Origin of the sequence: Dyella marensis (genome assembly GCF_049532885.1) — a bacterium.
Lineage (GTDB): Bacteria > Pseudomonadota > Gammaproteobacteria > Xanthomonadales > Rhodanobacteraceae > Dyella_D > Dyella_D marensis.
The window spans coordinates 3,980,048-4,001,289 of sequence record NZ_CP064029.1 but is presented as its reverse complement, the minus strand read 5'-3'; the positions used below and the strand labels follow the sequence as shown (position 1 = coordinate 4,001,289).

The window sequence follows — 21,242 nt, the reverse complement described above, 5'->3', positions numbered from 1 at the left end:
ATGAGCGCATCCGCTTAAGGACGTCCCGCGTGGTCCAAGCCGCCCCCACCGCAGCACCCAGCCTGGCCCAGTGGCGCGACCGCGCCGCCGCGCCGGCGCCCGTGCTGGCGCAGGCGCTGCAGGCCTGCGCCGGGCATGCGCTGCGCGAAGCCGAATGCGTGGACGTGCTCGACCTGCTGGCCATGCTCGGCTGCGATGCGCAGACCCAGGCCGCGGCGCTGTGGTTCGAGCTGGCGCGGGTCAAGCCCGAAGCCTGGGCCGCCATCGAACCCACCCTGGCGCCGGAACTGCAGCGCCTGGTGCAGGGCCAGCTGGCGGCGGAGAAAGTCTGGGCGCTGCATGCGCAGCAGGCGCCGCAGAGCGGCTCGGAAGGCCTGCGCCGGCTGCTGCTGGCGATCATCCGCGACCTGCGCGTGGTGTTCGTGCTGCTGGCGCGGCAGCTGGCGCGCATGCGCGGCGCCGGCGCGCTGGCCGAAGCGGAGCGGGTGGAACTGGCGCGGCTGACCCGCGACATCCACGCGCCGCTGGCCAACCGCCTCGGCATCTGGCAGCTGAAGTGGGAGCTGGAAGACCTGGCCTTCCGCTATCTGCAGCCGGACACCTATCGCCGCATTGCCAGGCTGCTGGACGAGCGGCGCACCGACCGCGAGAGCTTTATCCGCGAATCGCTGCACCAGCTGCGGCGCTCGCTCGACGCCGCCGGCATCCACGCCGAGCTGGCCGGGCGGCCCAAGCACATCTATTCCATCTGGAAAAAGATGCAGCGCAAGTCGCTGGAGTTCTCCGACCTGTACGACATCCGCGCGGTCCGCGTGCTGGTCGACAGCGTGGCGGACTGCTATGGCGCGCTCGGCGTGGTGCATACGCTGTGGCCGCACCTGCCGGGCGAATTCGACGACTACATCGCGCGGCCCAAGGGCAACGACTACCGCTCGCTGCACACCGCGGTGATCGGCCCGCACGGCAAGACGCTGGAAGTGCAGATCCGCACGCACGAGATGCACCGCGTCAACGAGCTGGGCGTGGCCGCGCACTGGCGCTACAAGGAGGGCGGCAGCGCCGACAGCGAGTTCGAGGCGAAGATCGCCTGGATGCGCCGCCTGCTGGAACCGAAGTCCGAGAGCGAAGGCGACCTGGCCGCGGAACTGCATACGGAGCTGATGGAAGACCGCGTCTACGTGCTCACCCCGCGCGGCGAAGTGGTCGACCTGCCGCGCGGCGCCACCGTGCTGGATTTCGCCTATCACGTGCACACCGAAGTGGGCCATCGCTGCCGCGGCGCCAAGGTGAACGGGCGCATCGTGCCGCTCACCCACCAGCCGCACAGCGGCGACCGCATCGAGATTCTTACCGCCAAGCTGGGCGATCCGAGCCGCGACTGGCTGTCCGCGCATCACGGCTACCTCAACACCTCGCGCGCCCGCGAAAAGGTGCGCGCCTGGTTCCGCCGCAGCGCGCACGACGCCAACCTCGCCGCCGGGCGCGCGATGTTCGAGCGCGAACTGAAGCGCCTCGCGCTGGCCGCGCCGGATCTCAGCAAGCTGCCGGCGCATTTCCATCTCAAGCAGCTGGACGACGTGCTGGTGGCGCTGGCGCTGGGCGAGATCACGCCGGGCCAGATCGCCCGCGTGCTGCAGGAAGCCGAGACGCCGCCGGTGGAGATGACCCAGTCGCAGCTGCCGGTGGCTTCGCGCCACAGCACGCTCGATCACAGCGCGCTGAGCATCGAAGGCGTGGGCAACCTGCTCACCACCCTGGCGCGCTGCTGCCAGCCGCTGCCGGGCGACCCGGTGCGCGGCTTCGTCACGCGCGGGCGCGGGGTGTCGGTGCATCGCGCCGATTGCTCCAGCCTGGCGCGGCTGGCGCGGCGCGATCCGGACCGGGTGATCGAGGTGGAGTGGGGCAAGGCCGCGGCCCAGGCCTATGAAGTGGACGTGGAAATCCGCGGCTACGATCGCAAGGGTTTGCAGAAGGACGTGACCAGCGTGATCAGCAACGCCGGCACCCACATCATCGCCTCGTCCAGCCGGGTGTTCGTGCGCACCGGCGAGGTGGAAATGCGCTTCACCCTGCGCGTGCGCGATTTCGAGCAGCTCTCCACCCTGCTCGCCCGCGTGGCGGCCCTGCCGAACGTGGCGGACGCCAGGCGCGTGGGCGGCGGCTGAAGCCTGCCTTTTCGGCGCGGCGGCAGGCACGCGGCGGCGCCATGGCGCGGTGCTAAGCTCCCGCGGTCGAAACGATTGCGTGGACCATGAACGGACGCAGAGACCAGCACGAATCCGATCCGCAGGGGCGCACGGAACCCACCCTGGGCAACCTCGATCAGCTCGACGCCGCCGATGCGCGCGACACGCGCAAACCGGACGACGGCCTGCCCAAGGTGACCGTGGATGCCGGCCAGCGCCGCGCCCATGCGAACGAAGGCCGCGCCGCTCGCGAGTCGCGCGGATCCTCCGGCAAGCGCGGCTGGCTATGGCCGCTGCTGCTGCTGGTGGCGATCGGCGTCGGCGTCACTTTCTATCTGGAACAGGACCGCGTGCGCGGCCTGTTGCCCACCACGGAACTCAACGACGTGCTCGGCCGCGCCGAACAGGCGCTGCACGACGGCCGCCTGGACGGCAACGACGGCACCAGCGCGCGCGAACTGTTCGAAGCGGCGCGCGCACTGGAACCGGACAACGACCGCGCCCGCGACGGCCTGCGCAAGGTCGGCCTGGCCGAAGTGGCCAAGGCGGATGCCGCGCTGGCCGCCGGCAAGCCGGACGAAGCGGAGCAGGCCACCAATGCCGCGCGCGAACTGCTCGGCGGCGGCAGCGACGTGGACCGCCTGAGCCAGGCGATCGCCAAGGCGCGCGGCGCCAGCTTCGAAGCCGGCACCCTGGTCGACCAGGCGCAGCAGGCCATGAGCGACGGCCGCCCGGCCGATGCCGGCGCGCTGTACAAGCGCATCCTCGCCGCCGACCCCGGCAATGCGGTGGCTTCGCATGGGCTGGACAAGGTGGGCGACGCGCTGGCCGCGCAGGCGCACAAGGAAATCGACGCCGGCGACCGCGCCGCCGCCAGCGCCAGCGTCGACCGCCTCGCCGCGCTGCTGCCCAACTACGGCGAGCTGCCTTCGCTGCGCGCCGCGCTGGTGCAGGACCAGAAGGAAGACGACGGCCAGCTGTCCGAGGCGATCCGCCTGGGCCAGGCCGCGCTGCGCGCGGGCCGCATCAGCGGCAACGGCAGCGATACCGCGCTGGCGCATTTCAAGGACGCGCTGGCGCTGGATCCGGACAACGCCCAGGCCAAGGCCGGGCTGGGCCAGGTGGCGCAGGCGCTGGTGGTGCAGGCCAATGCCGCGCAGGACAGCGGCGATACGGCCCAGGCCAGCCGCCTGCTGGACCAGGCCGCCGAGCTGGCGCCGAAATCGGCCGAGCTGGCCGCGGCGCGCGCGCATCTGAACGACACCGCGCACCGCCCCGGCGAGGGCGTGGTGCCCGGCGCGCTGCCGCAGGCGGATGCGCAGGCCGAACTCACCCCGCAGCAGAACGCCGAGCTGGCGCGCCTGGTGCGCCAGGCCGAAGCGGCTGCGCGCAACGGCAACGTGATGCTGCCGCCCGGCGACAGCGCCTACGACCTGTATCGCCGCGCGCTGGCCATCGACGGCAATAACGAGGCCGCGCGCCGCGGCCTGCAGGAGCTGCCGGCGACGGTGGTGCAGCAGTTCAACCAGGCGCTGTCCAACGGCAACCTGCAGCAGGCCGGCGAGCGCCTCAACGATCTCGGCGACCTGGCGCCCGGCGAAGCTGGCCAGGCGGAACTGCGCCAGCGGCTGGCCAATGCGTGGATGGATCAGGCGGAAGAACGCCTTTCCGGCGGCGACCGCCCCGCCGCCGCGCAGGCGCTGGACCACGCGCGCAAGCTGGCGCCGGGCAATCCGCGGCTGAGCAGCATCACCGCGCGCCTGCAGGCCGGCGGCTGAGCCCTATCTGCATGCGTGTCCTCGTCTTCGGCGCCAGCAGCCAGATCGGGCATTTCCTGCTGCCGCGCCTGCGCGAGCGCGGCGCGGACGTAGTGGCGGTGAGCCGACGCGCGCGTGACGGCGCGGGCGTGACCTGGCTGCGGGGCGATCTGCCGCACGACGTGCCGGCGATCGGCGAGATCGCGGCCATTGTGAGCTTCGGCCCCCTGCAGGGGCTGGCCGACTGGCTGCTCGGCGCCACGTTCGAAGGCGCGCCGCGGGTGATCGCCACCAGTTCGATGAGCGCGGAAAGCAAGCGCGAATCCGCGGTGCCGGCCGAGCGCGCGCTGTCGCGCCAGCTGCGCGATGCGGAAGCGGCGCTGGCGGCGATCTGCGAGCGCCGCGGCTGCGCCTGGACGGTGTTCCGGCCCACCCTGGTGTACGGCGCCGGCCTGGACAAGAGCCTTACCCCGATCGCCCGCCGCGCCGTGCGCACGCGGGTGTTTCCGCTGCCGGCCGGGCGCGGCCAGCGCCAGCCGGTGCATGCGGACGATATCGCCCAGGCCGTGCTGGCCGCGCTGGATACGCCGCTGGCTGCCGGCAAGGTGATCCCGCTGGGCGGCGGCGAGCGGCTGCATGCCGGCGAGATGTTCGCCCGCGTGCGGCGCAGCCTGCCGGTGGCCACGCTGCCGGTACCTCTGCCGGCCTGGCTGCTGCGGCTGGGCCGCCATGCGGTGCCGCGCCTGCGCGGACCGCTGGCGCGGCTGGAGAGCGACCTGATCGCCGACAACAGCGCCGTGCAGCAGCTGCTGGGCATTTCGCCGCGGCCGTTCCGGCCGGATGCGGCGTGCTGGGGGATGGCAGACCGCCAGGCGTAGGTTGGGGTGAGCCGCAGGCGACTGCGAAGGCAGGATGCCGTAGCGGATGGCCCGAAGGGCGGGCTGCTGATGCAGCCAGTAACCCCAACATCGTCGCCTCCAGGCGCACCGCACCGTTGGGGTTCGCCTGCGGCTCACCCCAACCTACGCCCGGATCCGGCCGTTTGCGTTCATATGCGCGCCGGGAAGCACCCCCTATGATCGTCCCCTTACCGTTCAGGATTCCCCCCGTTGGCCTTTCTGACCCGACTCCGCTCGCTTGCAAGCGCTATCTGGCCCTGGGTGCGCATCCCCTTCTGGATCGGCCTGGGTCTGTTCTTCGGCTTCGTGCTGCCGTACACCCTGGTACTGAACAAGCGCGTGCAGGATCGCTTCAACGATCTGGTCTTCGCCGTGCCCACCCGCGTCTATGCCCGCCCGCTGGCGCTGGAAGCCGGTGCGCCGATGACGCCGGCCGCGCTGGAACTGGAGCTGACCTTCGCCGGCTACGGCAATGACGGCCACGGCCAGGTCGCCGGCACCTGGGCCAAGGACGGTTCCACTTATGTGATTTCCTCGCGCGGCTTCGCCGGTCCCGACGGCGGCGAGCTGCCGCACCGCATCCGCGTGGCGCTGAACAAGAGCGCGGTGGTGTCGGTGAAGGACGCCGCCAGCGGCAAGGCGATCGAGACGGCGCACCTGGATCCGGCGCGCATCGCCACGGTGTACGGCTCGCAGCAGGAAGAGCGCCGCATCGTGCGCCTGGCCGACGTGCCGCCGATGCTGATCGCCGGCCTGCAGGCGGTCGAGGACCGCGACTTCAAGCACCACATCGGCATCGATTTCAGCGCGATCCTGCGCGCCAGTTTCGCCAACCTGCGCGCCGGCCATACCGTGCAGGGCGGTTCCACGCTGACCCAGCAGCTGGTGCGCAATCTGTTCCTGGACCGCGATCAGAACTTCACGCGCAAATTCAACGAAGCGCTGATGTCGATCCTGATCGAAGCGCACTACGACAAGGGCCGCATCCTGGAGGCCTACGTCAACCAGGTGTTCCTGGGCCAGCAGGGCGCGCAGGCGGTGCACGGTTTCGCCGCGGCGTCGGAGTTCTATTTCGGCCGCCGCATGGAAGACCTGCGCCCGCAGGAAATGGCCTTGCTGATCGGCATGGTGAAGGGCCCGAGCTATTACGACCCGCGCCGCTATCCGGACCGCGCGCTGTCGCGCCGCAACCTGGTGCTGGAGCAGTTCGCCAGCACCGGCCTGCTGCCGCCGGAGCAGGCCAAGGCCGCCGAAGCGACGCCGCTGGGCATCGTCAGCAACGGCCAGCTGCCGCATAACCGCTTCCCGGCCTTCATGCAGCTGGTGCGCGCGCAGATCACCAACGATTTCGACGACGCCACGCTCAGCGCCGGCAATTTAAGCATCTTCACCACGCTGGACCCCGCCGCGCAGCTGTATGCGGAGCAGGGCATCACCACCGCGATGGCGGGCCTGGGCAAGCGCGGCGAAGCGGCGCAGGCGGCGGCGGTGGTCACCGACGCGCAGACCGGCAGCGTGCTGGCCATCGTCGGCAGCAAGGACCCGGGCGACCAGGGCTTCAACCGCGCCATCGATGCGCGCCGTTCCATCGGCTCGCTGATCAAGCCGCTGGTGTACCTGGTGGCGCTGGCGCAGCCGGAGCGCTGGAACCTCGGCTCGCCGGTGGAAGACACGCCGATCAGCATGCGCCAGCCCGACGGTACGCAATGGACGCCGAAGAACGACGAAGGCGACGTGCACGGCTCGGTGCCGATGCTCGACGCGCTGGTGCATTCGTGGAACCTGGCGACGATCCATCTGGGCCTGGAAGTGGGCCTGCCGCGCATCAAGTCGTTCCTGGAATCGTTCGGCCTGGAAGACGTCAATCCCAGCCCCTCGCTGCTGCTCGGCGCGCAGGGCATTCCGCCGCTGCAGGTGGCGCAGCTGTACCAGTACATCGCCGCCGACGGCCATGCGCTGCCGCTGGTGGCGGTGCGCGGCGTGGTCGACGCCGACGGCAAGACGGTCAAGCGCTACGAAGTGAAGACCGGCAACGGCGAATACCAGCTCGCCGTGCGCCAGGTGACCTGGGCCATGCAGCAGGTGGTGCGTTCCGGCACCGCGGCGGCGATCGGCAAGACCCTGCCCAACCTCAATGCGGCCGGCAAGACCGGCACCAGCAACGAGATGCGCGACAGCTGGTTCGCCGGCTTCACCGCCGATCATCTCGCCGTGTTCTGGATGGGCCGCGACGACAACAAGCCCAGCGGCCTGTACGGCGCCACCGGCAGCCTGCGCGCGTGGCAGGAACTGTTCCGCAAATTGCCGTCCAAACCGCTACCCGCGGCGCCGGGCGAAGGCCTGGAGATGGCCTGGGTGAACCCGGCCGATGGCAAGCGCACCGATCCCTCCTGCGAAGGCGCGCGGCAGATTCCGGTGGTTGCCGGTACCCTTGCGCAGGATTCCGAAGGCTGCTTCTGGCAGCGTGTCCAGAACTGGTTCGGCGGCGACGACAACAAGTCGCCGGCGCCGGCCTCTACCGCTCCCATCCGAGATTGATCATGCCGTATCGCCGTCTGCTGCTCGCTTCCACCGTCCTGGCCACGCTCGCGCTGGCCGCCTGCAACCAGCCTGCCGCACCGTCGCAGGCGACCCGCCCGACGCGTTCGGACGCCGACATCCTGGCGTCGATCCAGGCGGCGGGGGACAAGGAGAAGTCGGTGATCGACGTGCATCCGCTGCGCGATCCGGGCGTGGCGTCGCTGCAGGATGCCGCGCAGGCCGACGTGCGTGCGGGGCAGCTCGATGCGGCGGCCGCCAAGCTCGACTCGGCGATCAAGCTCAGCCCGAATTCGCCGGACCTGCTGCAGGACCGCGCGGAGCTGGCGATCCGCTTGAAGGACTACGCCACCGCCGAGCAGCTCGCGCGCAAGTCCTGGGAAATCGGTCCGCGCCTGGGACCGCTGTGCGCGCGCAACTGGCAGACCATCGAAGAGCTGCGCGATCGCGCGGGCGACCAGGGCGCCGCGGCTACGGCGGGGAAGTGGGTGAAGCAGTGCCACGTGGAAGGCGTGCCGCGCTATTGAGGCCTGCGCAGTTTCCTTCCGGGGAAATCGAGCCGCACAGGATGAACATCGCGCCATGGTGTGTCGCGGCGCACTGTTCTTTCTTTTTCCAGAAGACTTGAAGCAAGCCCGCTGATCCAATGCATCCTTGAGCGCTCAAGGCCGGTATCGAGAGAACCTCTTGGCCGGCCCGGGCGGATGAATTCATGGATGCATGCAGGAGGGCGAATGGAAAAGGACCGAGCTGCCGATGGACTGCGCGGCATGGCTGCGCTGGCCGTATTTTTCCAGCACTTTTTCCTGACCTTCTACCCGGGCGGGTTCCAGCATTTCTTTCCCTGGGTGGCCGCGCCAGGCGCGCCATCCGGATGGGCCGAAAAGATCCTGCAGCTTCCGTTCGTGTCCGCGCTGGTCAGCGGCGGACTTCCCGTCTGCATTTTTTTCGTGCTGAGCGGCTATGTGCTGACGAGGCAATACGCCAGGAGCAGAAGCCTCGATGCGCTGCGTTCGCTCGCCGGCCGCCGCTACCTCAGGCTTGGCATCCCGGTCTTTGCCAGCATCATGCTTTCCTATGGCTTGTTTTGCCTTGGGCCGTATCAGGTCGGCGCCGTCGCGCAGATCACCAGGTCGGCGTGGCTGACCTCGCAGAGCATCCAGGGGCAGCCAGGTTTTCTGGATGCGCTCAAGGACGGCGTCTACGGTGCGATCTTTTTAGGCCGCGTCGGACTCAATACGCCGCTGTGGACCATCCGCGTCGAGTTCATCGGCTCGATGCTTATTTTTGCGTACAGCGCGCTGGCCTGGCCGGGCAAGCGCGCTGCCATCAGTGCGGCGCTGTACCTGGCAATGATTTATTTCTACGCGCCGCAGGAATGGCCGTATTACCTGGCCTTTCTGATCGGCAGCTATCTCGGGAACGCGAATTTCAAGCTGGGCGGATGGGCGTCTGCCGGCAGTGTTCTGCTCGCGCTTTATCTGTCGAGCATGGACGGCTCGCCGATGTTTGCCTGGCTGCATCTGCTTCCGTTCGAGACCGGCATCGTGGTGGCGTTATGCCACGTGCTGGCCGGCAGCCTGATCGTGATGGTGGCGCGCCATGGCACGTTCGGCGGGATCTTTACGCTGCGGCCGGTTCAATTTCTTGGCCGCATCTCCTACCCGCTGTATCTGGTGCACATTCCCATCATCATGACCCTGGGCTGCGGGGTGTTCCTGAGTATCGAAGCGGGAAGCATTCGATCGCTGGCGGTGGCGGCAACGCTGGTGGCCACGCTGGCGATGGTGATCCTGGTGGCCTGGATGTTCGAGCGCTATGTGGACCAGCCGGCGATCAGGCTGTCCAGGCGGCTCGTGCGGCATGAGCGGCGGCACCCGCGCGTGGCGGCCGATCTCTCCTCCTGACCGGTACCAGCCTTCGCGCCAGCGCGGGCATGACGCATGCCGTTCCCGTCGGCGATACTTGCCGCCATGACCGACACCGACATATCCGCGCTGCTGGGCGCGGATGGCCCTTTCGCCCGCGAACTGCCCAACTTCGCTCCGCGCGCCGCCCAGCAGGCGATGGCGCGCGCGGTGGAGCATGCAATTGCCGAGCGCGAGACGCTGATTGCGGAAGCCGGCACGGGCACCGGTAAAACCTATGCCTACCTGGTGCCGGCCTTGCTGTCGGGGGAGCGGGTGATCGTTTCGACCGGCACCAAGGCGCTGCAGGACCAGCTGTATTTCCGCGACCTGCCGAAGGTGCGTTCGGTGCTCGGCGCGCGCCTGAAGACGGCGCTGCTCAAGGGGCGCGCGAATTACCTGTGCCTCTATCGCCTCGACCAGACCGTGCGCGAAGGCGCCACGTTCGACCGCGTGCAGGCTTCGCAGCTGGCGGCGATCCGTGCGTGGTCGGCGCGCACGCGGCAGGGCGACCGCATGGAGCTGGCCGAGGTGCCGGAGGAATCGCCGATGTGGCCGCGCGTCACCTCGACGCCGGAGAACTGCATCGGCGTGGAGTGTCCGTTCTTCGACGACTGCCACGTGGTGAAGGCGCGGCGCGAGGCGCAAGAGGCTGACCTGGTGGTGGTCAATCACCACCTGCTGTTCGCCGACCTGGCCCTGAAGCAGGAAGGCTTCGGCGAGATCCTGCCGGGCGCGCAGGCGTTCATCCTGGACGAGGCGCACCAGGTGCCGGAACTCGCCGGCCAGTTCTTTTCGCAGAGCATCAGCGCGCGGCAGCTCACCGAGCTGGCGCAGGATGCGCTGGGCGAATGCAATGGCATCACCGGCGCGATCGGGCTGGTGCTGGAGCCGGTGGAATCGCTGCGCGAGGCGGTGCGCAAGCTGCGCCTGGCGATGGATGCGCTGCCGGAACGCGGGCCGTTCCATCAGCTGGAACAATCGTCCGCGGTGTCGGAGTCGCTGCACGACGTGCGCGAGCTGCTGGCCGCGCTGACCGACGTGCTGGCCTCGCAGGTGGAACGCTCGCGCGGTTTCGCCAATGCGCATGAGCGCGCGGCGCTGTACAGCGAGCGGCTGGACCGCATCGTCGAGCAGGCGGACGAGCAGGACGTGCGCTGGTACGAGCTGTTTCCGCGCGGCTTTGCGCTGCATGCCACGCCGCTGGACCTGGCCGCGCCGATGCGCGCCTTGCGCGAGCGCGCGCAGGCGGCGTGGATCCATACCTCGGCCACCTTGTCGGTGGCGGGGCAGTTCGGGCATTTCGCGCGGCAGCTGGGGCTGAACGATCCGGTCACGCTGAGCCTGGAAAGCCCGTTCGATTACGCGCGCCAGGCGCTGTGCTATCTGCCGCCGGGCCTGCCCGACCCCGCCGCGCGCGACTACACCGAACGCGTGGTCGATGCGGTGCTGCCGGTGCTGCACGCATCGAACGGCCGCGCCTTCCTGCTGTTCACTTCGCATCGCGCGCTGCGCCGCGCGGCCGAGCTGCTGGAAGGGCGCGTGCCGTGGCCGCTGTTTGTGCAGGGCACGGCGCCGCGGCATCGGCTGCTGGAAGATTTCCGCGCCAGCGGCCATGGCGTGCTGCTCGGCGCGGCCAGTTTCTGGGAAGGCGTGGACGTGGCCGGCGAGGCGCTGAGCGTGGTGGTGATCGACAAGCTGCCGTTCGCCGCGCCGGACGACCCGGTGCTGCAGGCGCGGCTGGAGGCGCTGGAGCAGTCCGGCATCAATCCCTTCATGGGCTGGCAGGTGCCCAATGCGGTGATCGCGCTGAAGCAGGGCGTGGGCAGGCTGATCCGCGACGTGCGCGACCGCGGCGTGCTGGTGCTGTGCGATCCGCGCCTGAGCAGCAAGGGTTATGGGCGGCTGTTCATGGCCAGCCTGCCGCCGATGCCGCGGACCAAGGAGCTGGGCGAGGTGCAGGCATTCTTCGCGGAGAGCGCGACGACGTAGGTTGGGGTGATAACCCCAACATCGCGTAGCGCATATCGTGCCGATGTTGGGGTTGTCGCCCCAACCTACTCGCAGGTGCGGGCGCGCTCCATCAGCAGTTCTTTCTCGCGCACGTTGCGCGTGAGCGAAGCGGCGCGTTCGAATTCGCGCCTGGCTTCGTCCATGCGGCCGAGCTTGCGCAGCAGGTCGCCGCGCACGCTGGGCAGCAGGTGATAGTTCTTCAGCGAGGGCTCGTTGACCAGGCCTTCCACGATCACCAGCGCCGCCGCCGGACCCGCGGCCATCGACACCGCCACCGCGCGGTTCAATTCCACCACCGGCGAGGGCGCGATCTGCGCCAGCTCCGCGTACAGCGTGGCGATGCGCCGCCAGTCGGTGGCCTCGGCGGTGCGCGCACGCGCGTGGCAGGCGGCGATGGCGGCCTGGCTGGTGTAGATGCCGCGCTGTTCGGACAGGCGCTCGGCGCGTTCCAGCGAGGCCAGGCCGCGGCTGATCAGCAAGCGGTCCCACTGGGCGCGGTTCTGGTCCAGCAGCAGGATCGGCTCGCCGGTGGGGCCGGTGCGCGCCTTGGCGCGCGAGGCCTGGATTTCCATCAGCGCGGACAGGCCATGCGCCTCCGGCTCGCGCGGCACCAGCTCGGCCAGCACGCGGCCCAGGCGCAGCGCTTCCTCGCACAGCGCGGGGCGCATCCAGTCGTCGCCGGCGGTGGCGGAATAGCCTTCGTTGAAGATCAGATAGATGACGCCGAGCACCGAGGCCAGCCGCTCGTGCAGTTCCTCGCCGCGCGGTACTTCGAACGGCACCTTGGCCTCGGCCAGCGTGCGCTTGGCGCGCACGATGCGCTGCGCCACGGTGGGTTCGGGCACCAGGAAGGCGCGCGCGATCTCGTCGGTGGTGAGGCCGCCAAGCAGGCGCAAGGTGAGCGCGACGCGCGCTTCCATCGACAGCACCGGATGGCAGGCGGTGAACACCAGCCGCAGCATGTCGTCGCCGATATGGTCGTCGGCGGCGAGTTCCACCTCGGAGTAAGCCAGTTCCTGCTCCGCTTCCAGGTCGCGGCCGATTTCCTCGTGCTTGCGCTCCAACAGCTTGTGCCGGCGCAGGCGGTCGATGGCGCGGTGCTTGGCGGTGGTCATCAGCCAGGCGCCGGGGTTGTCCGGCACGCCGCTGTTGGGCCATTGCTCCAGCGCCGCGACGAGCGCGTCCTGGGCCAGTTCCTCGGCCAGGCCGACGTCGCGCACCATGCGCGCGAGTCCGGCGATGAGCTTGGCCGATTCGATGCGCCAGACGGCGTCGATGGTGCGATGGATGTCGGAGGCGGTCATGGGGGGCGATCAGAGCACCCCGCCGTCTCAGGACGCAAGACGGTTGATGAAGCCCCTCTTCCCTGGGAGAGGGGTTGGGGTGAGGGTGCGGGCGGAGTGGTGCGCTCGACTCCGCCCGTACCCTCATCCGGCTGCCGCCACCTTCTCCCGGAGGGAGAAGGGTTTACTAGGGGGCGTTGTTACTGCTGCTGCATGGTCAGGATCATCCAGTCCACGCCGAACTTGTCGGTGAGCATGCCGAAGCTGGAGGTGAAGAAGGTCTTGTCCAGCGGCATGGTGACGGTGCCGCCTTCGGCCAGTGCGTCGAAGCGCTTGCGCGCCTCGGCGTCGGTGGCGCAGGTGAGCGAGAGCGAGAAGCCGCTGAAGGCGGTCTTGCCGCTGTTGAAGCCGTCGGTGGCCATCACCGTGGTCTCGCCGATGCGGAAGGCCGAATGCATCACTTTGTCCTCGAAGCCCGGCGCCGGCGTGCAGCCTTCCTGCGGCGACACGGGGCTGTCCTTGTAGCGCATCAGCATGTCGACCTTGGCGTCGACGGCCTGCTTGTAGAACTCGATGGCTTCATCGCAACGGCCTTCGAAGTGGAGATAGGGCTGGACGATCATGGGTGCGGCTCCTGGGGTGAGTGAAAAGGATCAGTGGGCGGGACGGGCGGCGACTTGGGCGCGCAGGCGTTCTTCCTGCTCGCGCAGCTCGGGGGTGAATTCGGCGCCGAAGTCTTCGGCTTCGAACACGCGGCGGATCTCGATGTCGGATTCGCCTTCGAACGGATTCGGGCAGCGCTTCACCCACTCGATGGCTTCTTCCAGCGACTTCACCTGGATCAGCCAGAAGCCGGCGATCAGTTCCTTGGTCTCGGCGAACGGGCCGTCGATCACGGTGCGCTGGCTGCCGGCGAAACGCACGCGGGCGCCGCGCGAACTCGGATGCAGGCCTTCGCCGGCGAGCAGGACGCCGGCCTTGACCAGCTCCTCGTTGTACTTGCCCATGGCGGTGAGGATCGCTTCGCTCGGCATCGCGCCGGCTTCGGAATCCTGGGTGGCGCGGACCATCAGCATGAAACGCATGGGGGTATCTCCTCTTCGGGTTGGCCTGGAGCCCATGGATGGGTCTCTTGCTTAGGCGACGAACGGCCGGGAGGGAAATCGACACGGCCGCGAAGGATTCGGAAGCGGACCGGCGCCCGCCGCCGCGCTGCCCGGAATGGGCCCGGGAGCGCCCGCGGCGTGCCCGGTGCGGGCGCTGTGATGGCGACCTGGCATGACGCCAGCGGCTACCATGGTGCCCCTATGAATCTGCTCGCCATCGAAACCTCCACCGAAGCCTGTTCCGTCGCCCTGGTTCATGGCGACCGGGTGATCGCCCGCAGCGAAATCGCGCCCCGCCGCCACGCCGAACTGGTCCTGCCCATGGCCGACAGCCTGCTGGCCGAGGCCGGCCTGGGCCGCCATGCGCTGGATGCGATCGCGGTGGGCCGCGGGCCGGGTGCGTTCACCGGCGTGCGGCTGGCCATCTCGCTGGCGCAGGGCATGGCGCTGGCGCTGGACCGGCCGGTGGTGACGGTGTCGTCGCTGGCCGCGCTGGCGCTGGAGGCGCCGGAAAGCGAGGGCGCGATCCTGGCGGTGATCGACGCGCGCATGGGCGAGGTCTATGCAGCCGCTTACCGGCGCGACGCCTTCGGCGGCCTGGTGGCGCTGGACGAGGAGCGGGTCTGCCCGCCCGAAGCGCTGCGCCTGCCGCGGGCCGAGGGCTGGCATGTGGTGGGTTCGGGCTGGGCCACCTATGCGGGCGTGCTGCTGGAGCGGATCGCGGCGCCCGTGCTGTCCGAACGCGGCGACTGCTACCCGCAGGCCGAGCACATCGCGGAACTGGCAGTGCGCGAATTCCGCGCCGGCCACGCGCAGGCGCCGGAACTGGCCCTGCCGGTCTATCTGCGCGACAAGGTGGCGCTCACTTTGCGCGAGAGAATGGGGAATAGGGAATAGGAAGAGCGGGTTGCTTCAAGCTGGCGGTCCTCCGCTTTTACCCATTCTCTATTCCCGATTCTCTATTCCCGATCCTTTCACAACTGGCCAATCGCCAGCTGCACCAGCAGGCTGCTGACCGACACCGCCGCCCATACGCCCAGGCCCAGCAGGATCGGCCGTGCGCCGGTCGAGGCCATGCGGCGCAGGTTGGCCGACAGGCCGATCGCGGTCAGCGCCACGATGATCAGGAATTCGGCGGCCATATGGATGGCCGGCTGGATCGCGGCCGGAATCAGGCCGGCCGTGCGCAGGCCCGAGGCGACCAGGAACCACAGGATGAACCAGGGAAAGATCTTCTTCAGGCTGAAGTCGCTCTGGCCCTGCTTCTTCTCCCTCCAGGCCACCAGCAGGGCCAGCACCAGGCAGATCGGGATGATCAGCGTCGCGCGGGTGAGCTTGACGATGGTGGCGTAGTCGCCCGCCGCCTTGCTGAAGCTGTAGCCGGCCGCGACCACCGAGGAGGTGTCGTTGATCGCCGTGCCCGCCCACAGGCCGAAGCCCAGGTCGGACAAATGCAGCACGTGCCCCAGCAGCGGGAACAGCAGCACCGCGACCAGGTTGAACAGGAAGATGGTCGAGATGGCGAAGGCGGTGTCGTGCTCGTCCGGCTTGATGATCGGCGTGACCGCGGCGATGGCCGAGCCGCCGCAGATCGCGGTGCCCACGCCGATCAGGATCTTCAGCTTGTCCTGCACCTTCAGCGCGCGGCCCAGGCCCCAGGCGGCGAGGAAGGCCACCGTGATGGTGACCAGGGTGACCGACAGCGATTCCAGGCCGGTGCGGGCCACCTGGTCCAGGCTCAGCCCGAAGCCCAGGGCGATGATCGACCACTGCAGCACCTGCTTGCCGGCGAACTGGATGCCCGGGGTATAGGTGCCGCCCGGCGCGAACACGTTGCGCACCAGGATGCCCAGCACGATGCCGAACACCGGCCCGCCCACCAGCGGCGCGACCCGGCCCAGGCCCAGCGCCGCCAGGGCCACCAGCACCGCCAGCAGCAGGCCGGGGGCGCGCTGGCCGAAGGAGGGGGCGGGGGTGGTGGGGATGGTGGTGGCGGCCATGCGGGTGTCCTCGAAGTCGAGGCATTGTCCCGGGGCCTTTCGATCAGGAAAACTTTAAATATCTGATCGATGGAATAAGATCGGCTGATGATCAATATCAGCCCGCGCCAGCTGGAGGTCTTCGTGCAGATCGCCCGCCTGGGCAGCGTCCGCGCCGCCGCCGAGGCCCTGCACCTGACCCAGCCGGCCGCGAGCATGGCCCTGGCCGAGATGGAGCGGCAGCTGGACGCCCCGGTATTCGCCCGCGAGCGGGGCCGGCTGCGGCTGAACACCCGCGGCCGCGAGCTGCTGCCGCTGGCGCAGGAGCTGCTGGAGCGCTACGCCGAATTCGGCCGCCTGGGCCGCGGCGGCGCCGCCTCGCTGGCGGGCGAGCTGCGCATCGGCGCCAGCAATACGGTGGGCAATTATCTGGTCGGCGCGCTGCTGGGGGATTTCGTGCGGGCGCATCCGCAGGTGGCGATCCGTTTGCGCGTGGCCAATACCGATGCGATCGCCGCCGCCTTGCTCGCGCACGAACTGGACGTGGGCTGCGTGGAAGGGCCGGTGGTGCACCCGGCGCTGGAGATGGAGCCGTGGCGCGACGACCTGCTGGTGGTCTGCGCCTCGCCCGACCACCCGCTGGCCCGCCGCGGCCAGCTGCGTCCGCAGGACTTCGCCGGCGCGCGCTGGGTGCTGCGCGAACCCGGCTCGGCCACGCGCGCCAGCAACGAACGCGTGCTGGCCCAGCTGCCGCCGGGCGAGACCGTGCTGGAGCTGGATCAGATCGAAGCGATCAAGCAGGCGGTGGTGGCGGGGCTGGGCATCGCCTGTTTGCCGGCGGTGGCGGTGACCGACGCATTGGCGACCGGGCGCCTGGAAGCGCTGCATACGCCGTTCCTGGATCTGCGGCGCAAGCTGTTCCTGCTGACGCAGCGGGAGAAGTATCGCGGGGCCTTGCTGGATGCGTTTCTGGTCAACGCGCGAGCCTGACGTAGGTTGGGGTAAGCGCAGCGAACCCCAACGATGCGGCGGCGCACAGGTCTGTTGGGGTTCGCCTTTGGCTCACCCCAACCTACAGGTCTGGTCGAAGTGCTTCAGCAGGTGATCCGCGACAGCAGATCTTCCGCTTCCTCATGCGTCCGGCAACGCAGGATCGCCGGCGCCAGCCGCCGCAGACCCTTGTGGTTGAGCGCCGCGATGCGGTCGCGCACGTGCAGCAGCTGGCTGGAGTGCATGCTGAATTCGCACAGGCCCAGCGCCAGCAGCAGGGCGGTGAACTTGGTGTCGCCGCCGATCTCGCCGCACAGGCTCACCGGCTTGCCGGCGCGGCGGCCGCTGGTGATCACGTAGGAGATCAGCCGCAGCAGGGCCGGCTGCAGCGGGTTGTAGATATTGTCGAGCGCGTCGTTGCCGCGGTCCGAGGCCAGCACGTACTGCGCCAGGTCGTTGGTGCCGATGGCGAGGAAGTCCGCGTGCTCCAGCAGCGAGCGCACGTTGATGGCCGCCGCGGGCACTTCGATCATCGCGCCGAGCTGCAGTTTTTCCGGCAGGTCGATGTTCTCGCGCTTCAAGTCCTGGCGCGCCAGCTTGAACAGCGTGCGCACGGCGATCAGCTCGTCCGGCTGGGTGACCATCGGCACCAGCACGCGCACGGGGCCGTAGCAGGCGGCGCGCAGGATGGCGCGGATCTGCGTGGTGAACACCGCCGGATAGCGCAGCGACAGGCGCACGCCGCGCACGCCCAGCGCGGGGTTTTCTTCGCCGCGCAATGCCAGTCCAGCCGCGTCGGCCTTGTCCGCGCCCAGGTCCAGCGTGCGGATGGTCACCGGCAGGCCGCCCATGCCCAGCACCAGGTCGCGGTAGGCGATGAACTGCTCGTCCTCGGACGGCAGGCCCTTGTGGCGCAGGAACAGGAATTCGGTGCGGTACAGGCCCACGCCGTCGGCGCCGCGCGAACGCGCCATGGCGATGTCGGCGCTGGTCTCGGCATTGGCGAGCAGGCGGATGTCGGTGCCGTCGCGGGTGCGCGTGGGCGCATTCGCCAGCGAGGCCAGGCGGCGGCCTTCCTGCTGTGCCTCGCGCTGCCAGGCGCGGTAGCGGGCCAGGTCCTGCGCGGTGGGATGCACCACCGCTTCGCCGCGTTCGGCATCGAGCAGGATCAGGTCGTCGTCGTGGATGGTGGCGAGCGCGTCGCGCACGCCGACCAGCATGGGCAGGTCCAGGCTGCGCGCCAGGATGGCGCTGTGCGAATACGGGCTGCCGGAGCTGGCCACCACGCCGAGCAGGCCATTGCCGGCCAGTTGCGCCATGTCGGCCGGCGCGATGGTGTCGGCGATCAGGATCTCGCCCACGCGCGCGGCGAGCTTGCGCTCCTCGCGGCTGGTCTGGCGCTGCAGGGCGGAGATGACGCGGTTGATGACCTGGTCGACGTCTTCCTTGCGGCTGCGCAGGTAGGGGTCGTCCATCGCTTCGAACACCGCGGCGAGGCGGTCGCGCTGTTTCTTAAGCGCGGCGCCGGGGCGGTAGTGGCCGATGCGGACCAGGTCGTCCAGGCCGCGCAGCAGTTCCTGGTCGTCCAGCAGCAGGCTGTGCGCGTCGATGAATTCGTTGACTTCGCGCGCCAGCGCGCCGTGCAGCTTGCCGCGCAGTTCGCGCAGTTCCTGGCGGGCGGTGTCGAGCGCGCGGTGGAGTTTTTCCAGCTCGGCGTCGACTTCGTCCTCGGCCAGCGGACGCGTGTCGACCAGATAGCGGCTCGGCTGCACCAGCCGCGCGCGGCCCAGGGCCATGCCGCGGGAGGCGTTGGAGCCGGGCAGCACGTGCCTCATGCGGCGGCTCCATGGCGGCGGACCGGCAACGAAGCGTGCGGCGCGCCTTGCGGCGTGCGGCGGTTCAAGCTTCGTGTCCTCTGCGCCATGGGCAACTCCACATCAGGCTCCTTCGTCGAACTTCCGGTCGAACAGGTCCACCACCGCGTCCAGCGCCTGCTCTTCGTCCGCGCCTTCGGCGCGCACGGTGAGCGGGGTGCCGATGCCGGCGGCCAGCATCATCACGCCCATGATGCTTTGCGCATTGACCTCGCGGCCCTTGCTGATCAGCCACACGGTGGATTTGAAACCCTGCACGAGCTGCACCAGCTTGGCCGATGCGCGGGCGTGCAGCCCCAGTTTGTTGGATACGACAATCTCTTTTTCAAGCATGGTCGATGAAGATTCCTCCGCGGCCGCCGCTGGCAGCCACTTCCGCCAGTTCGTCCAGCGGCTTTTCGGCATAGTTGAGAACGCGCAGCAGCATCGGCAGGTTCAGGCCCGAGACGCAGCGCAGGTGGACGCCGAGCTTGCCCAGCGACAGGCCGATATTGCACGGCGTGGCGCCGTACAGGTCGGCCAGCACCAGCACGCCGTCGCCGGTGTCCAGCTCGCGCGCATGCCTGGCGGTGAGGGTGCGCATCACGTCCGGATCGGCCGAGGGCGGCACTTCCACGGCCTCCACCTGCAACGGCAGCTTGGGCAGCACGTGGTGGGCGGCGGAGATCAGCGCATGGCCGACCGCCTCGTGGGTCATCAGCAGCACGCCGACGCTCATGGCCGGACTCCTGCGCTAAGTAAGGATTGGGCCTTCATCACTCGAGCTCGCGATGGAAGGTGAGGGCGCCTTCGTGCCGCGCCCGGTAGTGGGCGGCAAGCCGCTCCACCAGGTAGACCGAACGATGCCGCCCGCCGGTGCAGCCGATCGCCACGGTGACGTAGCTGCGGTCGTCCGAGGCGAAGCGCGGCAGCCAGGCGTCGAGCCAGCGCACGGTGTCGTCGAAGTATTCCTCCACCAGCGGCTGCGCTTCCAGGTATTCGCGCACCGGCGCGTCCTTGCCGGACAGCGGCCGCAGGCGCGGTTCCCAGTGCGGATTGGGCAGGCAGCGCGCGTCGAACACGAAGTCGGCGTCCAGCGGCAGGCCGCGGCGGTAGGCGAAGGAGGTGAACATCAGGGTCAGGCCGTCGGTGGCCTGGGCGTAGTCGGTGGCGATCAGGCGGCGCAGCTGGTGCACGTTCAATTCGCTGGAATCGATCACCTTCTCGGCGATGGCGATCAGCGGACGCAGCAGCTTGCGTTCCTCCGCGATGGCGTCGGACAGCGACAGGCCCAGCACCGAGAGCGGATGGCGCCGGCGCGTTTCGGAATAGCGCTTGATCAGCACTTCGTCGCGGCAGTCGATGAAGACCAGGTGCACCTGTACGCCCGCCGCCGCCAGCTCGGACAGCACGGTGGGCATGCGCAGGAAATCCTCGCCGCGGTTGCGCACGTCCACACCCACCGCGATGTTCTGGCGGCGCCCGGCCACCGCGCCGTGGCTCACTGCGGCCACCAGCTCGGGCAGCAGGGCGGTGGGCAAGTTGTCGACGCAGTAGAACTCCAGGTCTTCCAGCGCGCGCAGTGCGACGGTCTTGCCGCCGCCGGACATGCCGGTGAGCACGATCAGGTGGATCGCGTCGGGCTGGTGGATGTCGGAAGTCAGGAAAGCATTGCTCATGCGTGTCACCACGGGGGCAGGCGGCGCATCTGGTGGGCCTGCCGGTCGATGAAGGTCTGGGCGGGATCGATGCCCTTGCTTTTCAGCATATGGTTGCGCACCGCCGCTTCCACCAGCACCGCGAGGTTGCGGCCGGGCGCGACGGGAATGGTGATCATCGGCACCGCCACCTCGAAGATGTCGCGGTGGCCGACGTCGCCGGTGAGGCGGGTGAGGCCGTCGGTGTCCTCGCCTTCGCGCATGGGCTTCAAGTGCACCACCAGGCGCAGGTACTTGGACGGCTTCACCGCGGTGTGGCCGAACATCTCGCGCACGTTGAGCACGCCCAGGCCGCGCACTTCCAGGAGATCCTGCAGCAGCTCGGGGCAGGTGCCGTCGATCACGTCCGGCGCGATCAGGGTGAATTCGGTGGCGTCGTCGGCGACCAGGCGGTGGCCGCGGCTGATCAGTTCCAGCGCCAGCTCGCTCTTGCCGGAGCCGGATTCGCCGGTGATCAGCACGCCGATGGAGAACACCTCCAGGAACACGCCGTGCAGGGTGACCTTCGGCGCCAGCATGCGCGCCAGGTGGTACTGCATCCAGGTGAGCAGCTCGTGGCCGCGCTTGGAGCTGATCCACAGCGGGGTGTTGGTTTCCTCGGCCACCTCGCGCAGGTCGGGGGGAATGGCCTGGTCCTTGGTGACGATCATCGCCACCGGCTGGTAGGCGGCGATCTTGTTGATCGCTTCCCAGCGCTGGCGCGAATCCAGGGCGTCGAGGAAATTCAGCTCCTCGGTGCCGATGATCTGGATCTTGTTCGGATAGATGACGTTGAGATAGCCGATCAGCGAAGGACGCCGCGACGCGGTCACGCCGCGCTCGAGCACCCGCGATTCGCCGCGCATGCCGGCCACCCAGCGCAGGGCCATGCGCTCGTGCACGCCATCGTAGAGTTGTCGGGCGGTAAGCCGGTCCAAACCGAATCCTTTGCACCGCGTGATGCCCGGCAGGGGCCGGTGGCGATGGCGCACATTGTGCCAGTTCGGACGGTTTGGTGCGCCGCAAGACGGCAC

The 21,242-nt window shown here is 69.2% G+C and carries 18 protein-coding genes; 9 read left to right on the top strand and 9 right to left on the bottom strand.

Going from position 1 to position 21,242, the window contains the following annotated elements; all coding sequences use genetic code 11:
* Positions 1 to 29 precede the first annotated feature (29 nt).
* From ISN75_RS17550 to ISN75_RS17520, 7 genes are all read left to right on the top strand, one after another.
* Positions 30 to 2,165 carry a bifunctional (p)ppGpp synthetase/guanosine-3',5'-bis(diphosphate) 3'-pyrophosphohydrolase gene (locus tag ISN75_RS17550; protein ID WP_343820922.1) on the top strand — a complete coding sequence of 712 codons (2,136 nt, stop codon included), beginning with the start codon at positions 30 to 32 and terminating at the stop codon, positions 2,163 to 2,165.
* 86 nt (positions 2,166 to 2,251) lie between these two features.
* The gene (locus ISN75_RS17545; RefSeq protein ID WP_343820924.1) at positions 2,252 to 3,964 is read left to right on the top strand and encodes a hypothetical protein; all 1,713 of its coding nucleotides are present in this window, start codon (positions 2,252 to 2,254) and stop codon (positions 3,962 to 3,964) included.
* Between the two features lie 11 nt (positions 3,965 to 3,975).
* On the top strand, positions 3,976 to 4,821 hold the full coding sequence (locus ISN75_RS17540) for an NAD-dependent epimerase/dehydratase family protein (protein WP_167256591.1): 846 nt from the start codon (positions 3,976 to 3,978) through the stop codon (positions 4,819 to 4,821).
* A gap of 231 nt (positions 4,822 to 5,052) precedes the next feature.
* Positions 5,053 to 7,380: a penicillin-binding protein 1B gene (mrcB, locus tag ISN75_RS17535; RefSeq protein WP_343820926.1), complete on the top strand. Its 2,328-nt coding sequence runs from the start codon at positions 5,053 to 5,055 to the stop codon at positions 7,378 to 7,380.
* A 2-nt stretch (positions 7,381 to 7,382) separates the two neighbouring features.
* A complete protein-coding gene (locus ISN75_RS17530) occupies positions 7,383 to 7,907 on the top strand; it encodes a tetratricopeptide repeat protein (RefSeq protein ID WP_343820928.1) in 525 nt (174 codons plus the stop codon).
* Between the two features lie 207 nt (positions 7,908 to 8,114).
* Positions 8,115 to 9,287 carry an acyltransferase gene (locus ISN75_RS17525; protein WP_343820929.1) on the top strand — a complete coding sequence of 391 codons (1,173 nt, stop codon included), beginning with the start codon at positions 8,115 to 8,117 and terminating at the stop codon, positions 9,285 to 9,287.
* Positions 9,288 to 9,323: 36 nt separating this feature from the next.
* On the top strand, positions 9,324 to 11,279 hold the full coding sequence (locus tag ISN75_RS17520; RefSeq protein WP_343820930.1) for an ATP-dependent DNA helicase: 1,956 nt from the start codon (positions 9,324 to 9,326) through the stop codon (positions 11,277 to 11,279).
* Between the two features lie 65 nt (positions 11,280 to 11,344).
* Here ISN75_RS17520 and ISN75_RS17515 read toward each other — a convergent pair whose 3' ends face one another.
* The 3 genes from ISN75_RS17515 to ISN75_RS17505 form a co-directional block, all read right to left on the bottom strand.
* Positions 11,345 to 12,604 (bottom strand): RNA polymerase sigma factor, encoded by a 1,260-nt coding sequence (locus ISN75_RS17515; protein WP_343820932.1) that lies wholly within the window; start codon positions 12,602 to 12,604, stop codon positions 11,345 to 11,347.
* Positions 12,605 to 12,783: 179 nt separating this feature from the next.
* On the bottom strand, positions 12,784 to 13,206 hold the full coding sequence (locus ISN75_RS17510) for a VOC family protein (protein ID WP_167256601.1): 423 nt from the start codon (positions 13,204 to 13,206) through the stop codon (positions 12,784 to 12,786).
* Between the two features lie 30 nt (positions 13,207 to 13,236).
* Positions 13,237 to 13,668 carry a YciI family protein gene (locus ISN75_RS17505; protein WP_167256603.1) on the bottom strand — a complete coding sequence of 144 codons (432 nt, stop codon included), beginning with the start codon at positions 13,666 to 13,668 and terminating at the stop codon, positions 13,237 to 13,239.
* A 222-nt stretch (positions 13,669 to 13,890) separates the two neighbouring features.
* On the opposite strand from ISN75_RS17505, the gene tsaB reads away from it, so the two are divergent.
* Positions 13,891 to 14,586 (top strand): tRNA (adenosine(37)-N6)-threonylcarbamoyltransferase complex dimerization subunit type 1 TsaB, encoded by a 696-nt coding sequence (tsaB, locus tag ISN75_RS17500; RefSeq protein ID WP_343820935.1) that lies wholly within the window; start codon positions 13,891 to 13,893, stop codon positions 14,584 to 14,586.
* 77 nt (positions 14,587 to 14,663) lie between these two features.
* Here the strand turns inward: tsaB and ISN75_RS17495 are convergent, their stop codons facing one another.
* Positions 14,664 to 15,689, bottom strand: coding sequence for a YeiH family protein (locus tag ISN75_RS17495; protein ID WP_343820937.1), 1,026 nt, complete (start codon positions 15,687 to 15,689; stop codon positions 14,664 to 14,666).
* A gap of 87 nt (positions 15,690 to 15,776) precedes the next feature.
* On the opposite strand from ISN75_RS17495, the gene ISN75_RS17490 reads away from it, so the two are divergent.
* On the top strand, positions 15,777 to 16,658 hold the full coding sequence (locus tag ISN75_RS17490; RefSeq protein WP_343820939.1) for a LysR family transcriptional regulator: 882 nt from the start codon (positions 15,777 to 15,779) through the stop codon (positions 16,656 to 16,658).
* Positions 16,659 to 16,762: 104 nt separating this feature from the next.
* Here ISN75_RS17490 and ptsP read toward each other — a convergent pair whose 3' ends face one another.
* The 5 genes from ptsP to hprK form a co-directional block, all read right to left on the bottom strand.
* The gene (gene ptsP / locus ISN75_RS17485; RefSeq protein ID WP_167256611.1) at positions 16,763 to 18,493 is read right to left on the bottom strand and encodes a phosphoenolpyruvate--protein phosphotransferase; all 1,731 of its coding nucleotides are present in this window, start codon (positions 18,491 to 18,493) and stop codon (positions 16,763 to 16,765) included.
* A 102-nt stretch (positions 18,494 to 18,595) separates the two neighbouring features.
* Positions 18,596 to 18,865, bottom strand: a complete 270-nt coding sequence (locus tag ISN75_RS17480) for an HPr family phosphocarrier protein (protein ID WP_167256613.1) — start codon at positions 18,863 to 18,865, stop codon at positions 18,596 to 18,598.
* A complete protein-coding gene (locus tag ISN75_RS17475; RefSeq protein WP_167256615.1) occupies positions 18,858 to 19,250 on the bottom strand; it encodes a PTS sugar transporter subunit IIA in 393 nt (130 codons plus the stop codon). Before ISN75_RS17475 ends, ISN75_RS17480 begins: the two co-directional genes overlap by 8 nt.
* Positions 19,251 to 19,287: 37 nt before the next feature.
* Positions 19,288 to 20,190 carry an RNase adapter RapZ gene (gene rapZ / locus ISN75_RS17470; protein ID WP_167256616.1) on the bottom strand — a complete coding sequence of 301 codons (903 nt, stop codon included), beginning with the start codon at positions 20,188 to 20,190 and terminating at the stop codon, positions 19,288 to 19,290.
* Between the two features lie 5 nt (positions 20,191 to 20,195).
* Complete coding sequence (gene hprK / locus ISN75_RS17465; protein WP_167256618.1) at positions 20,196 to 21,146, bottom strand: HPr(Ser) kinase/phosphatase; 951 nt, start codon at positions 21,144 to 21,146, stop codon at positions 20,196 to 20,198.
* Positions 21,147 to 21,242 lie beyond the last annotated feature (96 nt).

What these genes read in the sequence shown, in the direction of transcription:
- ISN75_RS17545 (WP_343820924.1), top strand. Translation starts at nt 2,252, where the DNA reads ATGAACGGACGCAGAGACCAGCACGAATCCGATCCGCAGGGGCGCACG.
- ISN75_RS17540 (WP_167256591.1), top strand. Translation starts at nt 3,976, where the DNA reads ATGCGTGTCCTCGTCTTCGGCGCCAGCAGCCAGATCGGGCATTTCCTG.
- ISN75_RS17530 (WP_343820928.1), top strand. Translation starts at nt 7,383, where the DNA reads ATGCCGTATCGCCGTCTGCTGCTCGCTTCCACCGTCCTGGCCACGCTC.
- ISN75_RS17525 (WP_343820929.1), top strand. Translation starts at nt 8,115, where the DNA reads ATGGAAAAGGACCGAGCTGCCGATGGACTGCGCGGCATGGCTGCGCTG.
- ISN75_RS17520 (WP_343820930.1), top strand. Translation starts at nt 9,324, where the DNA reads ATGCCGTTCCCGTCGGCGATACTTGCCGCCATGACCGACACCGACATA.
- ISN75_RS17515 (WP_343820932.1), bottom strand. Translation starts at nt 12,604, where the DNA reads ATGACCGCCTCCGACATCCATCGCACCATCGACGCCGTCTGGCGCATC.
- ISN75_RS17510 (WP_167256601.1), bottom strand. Translation starts at nt 13,206, where the DNA reads ATGATCGTCCAGCCCTATCTCCACTTCGAAGGCCGTTGCGATGAAGCC.
- ISN75_RS17505 (WP_167256603.1), bottom strand. Translation starts at nt 13,668, where the DNA reads ATGCGTTTCATGCTGATGGTCCGCGCCACCCAGGATTCCGAAGCCGGC.
- tsaB (WP_343820935.1), top strand. Translation starts at nt 13,891, where the DNA reads ATGAATCTGCTCGCCATCGAAACCTCCACCGAAGCCTGTTCCGTCGCC.
- ISN75_RS17495 (WP_343820937.1), bottom strand. Translation starts at nt 15,689, where the DNA reads ATGGCCGCCACCACCATCCCCACCACCCCCGCCCCCTCCTTCGGCCAG.
- ISN75_RS17490 (WP_343820939.1), top strand. Translation starts at nt 15,777, where the DNA reads ATGATCAATATCAGCCCGCGCCAGCTGGAGGTCTTCGTGCAGATCGCC.
- ptsP (WP_167256611.1), bottom strand. Translation starts at nt 18,493, where the DNA reads ATGAGGCACGTGCTGCCCGGCTCCAACGCCTCCCGCGGCATGGCCCTG.
- ISN75_RS17480 (WP_167256613.1), bottom strand. Translation starts at nt 18,865, where the DNA reads ATGCTTGAAAAAGAGATTGTCGTATCCAACAAACTGGGGCTGCACGCC.
- ISN75_RS17475 (WP_167256615.1), bottom strand. Translation starts at nt 19,250, where the DNA reads ATGAGCGTCGGCGTGCTGCTGATGACCCACGAGGCGGTCGGCCATGCG.
- rapZ (WP_167256616.1), bottom strand. Translation starts at nt 20,190, where the DNA reads ATGAGCAATGCTTTCCTGACTTCCGACATCCACCAGCCCGACGCGATC.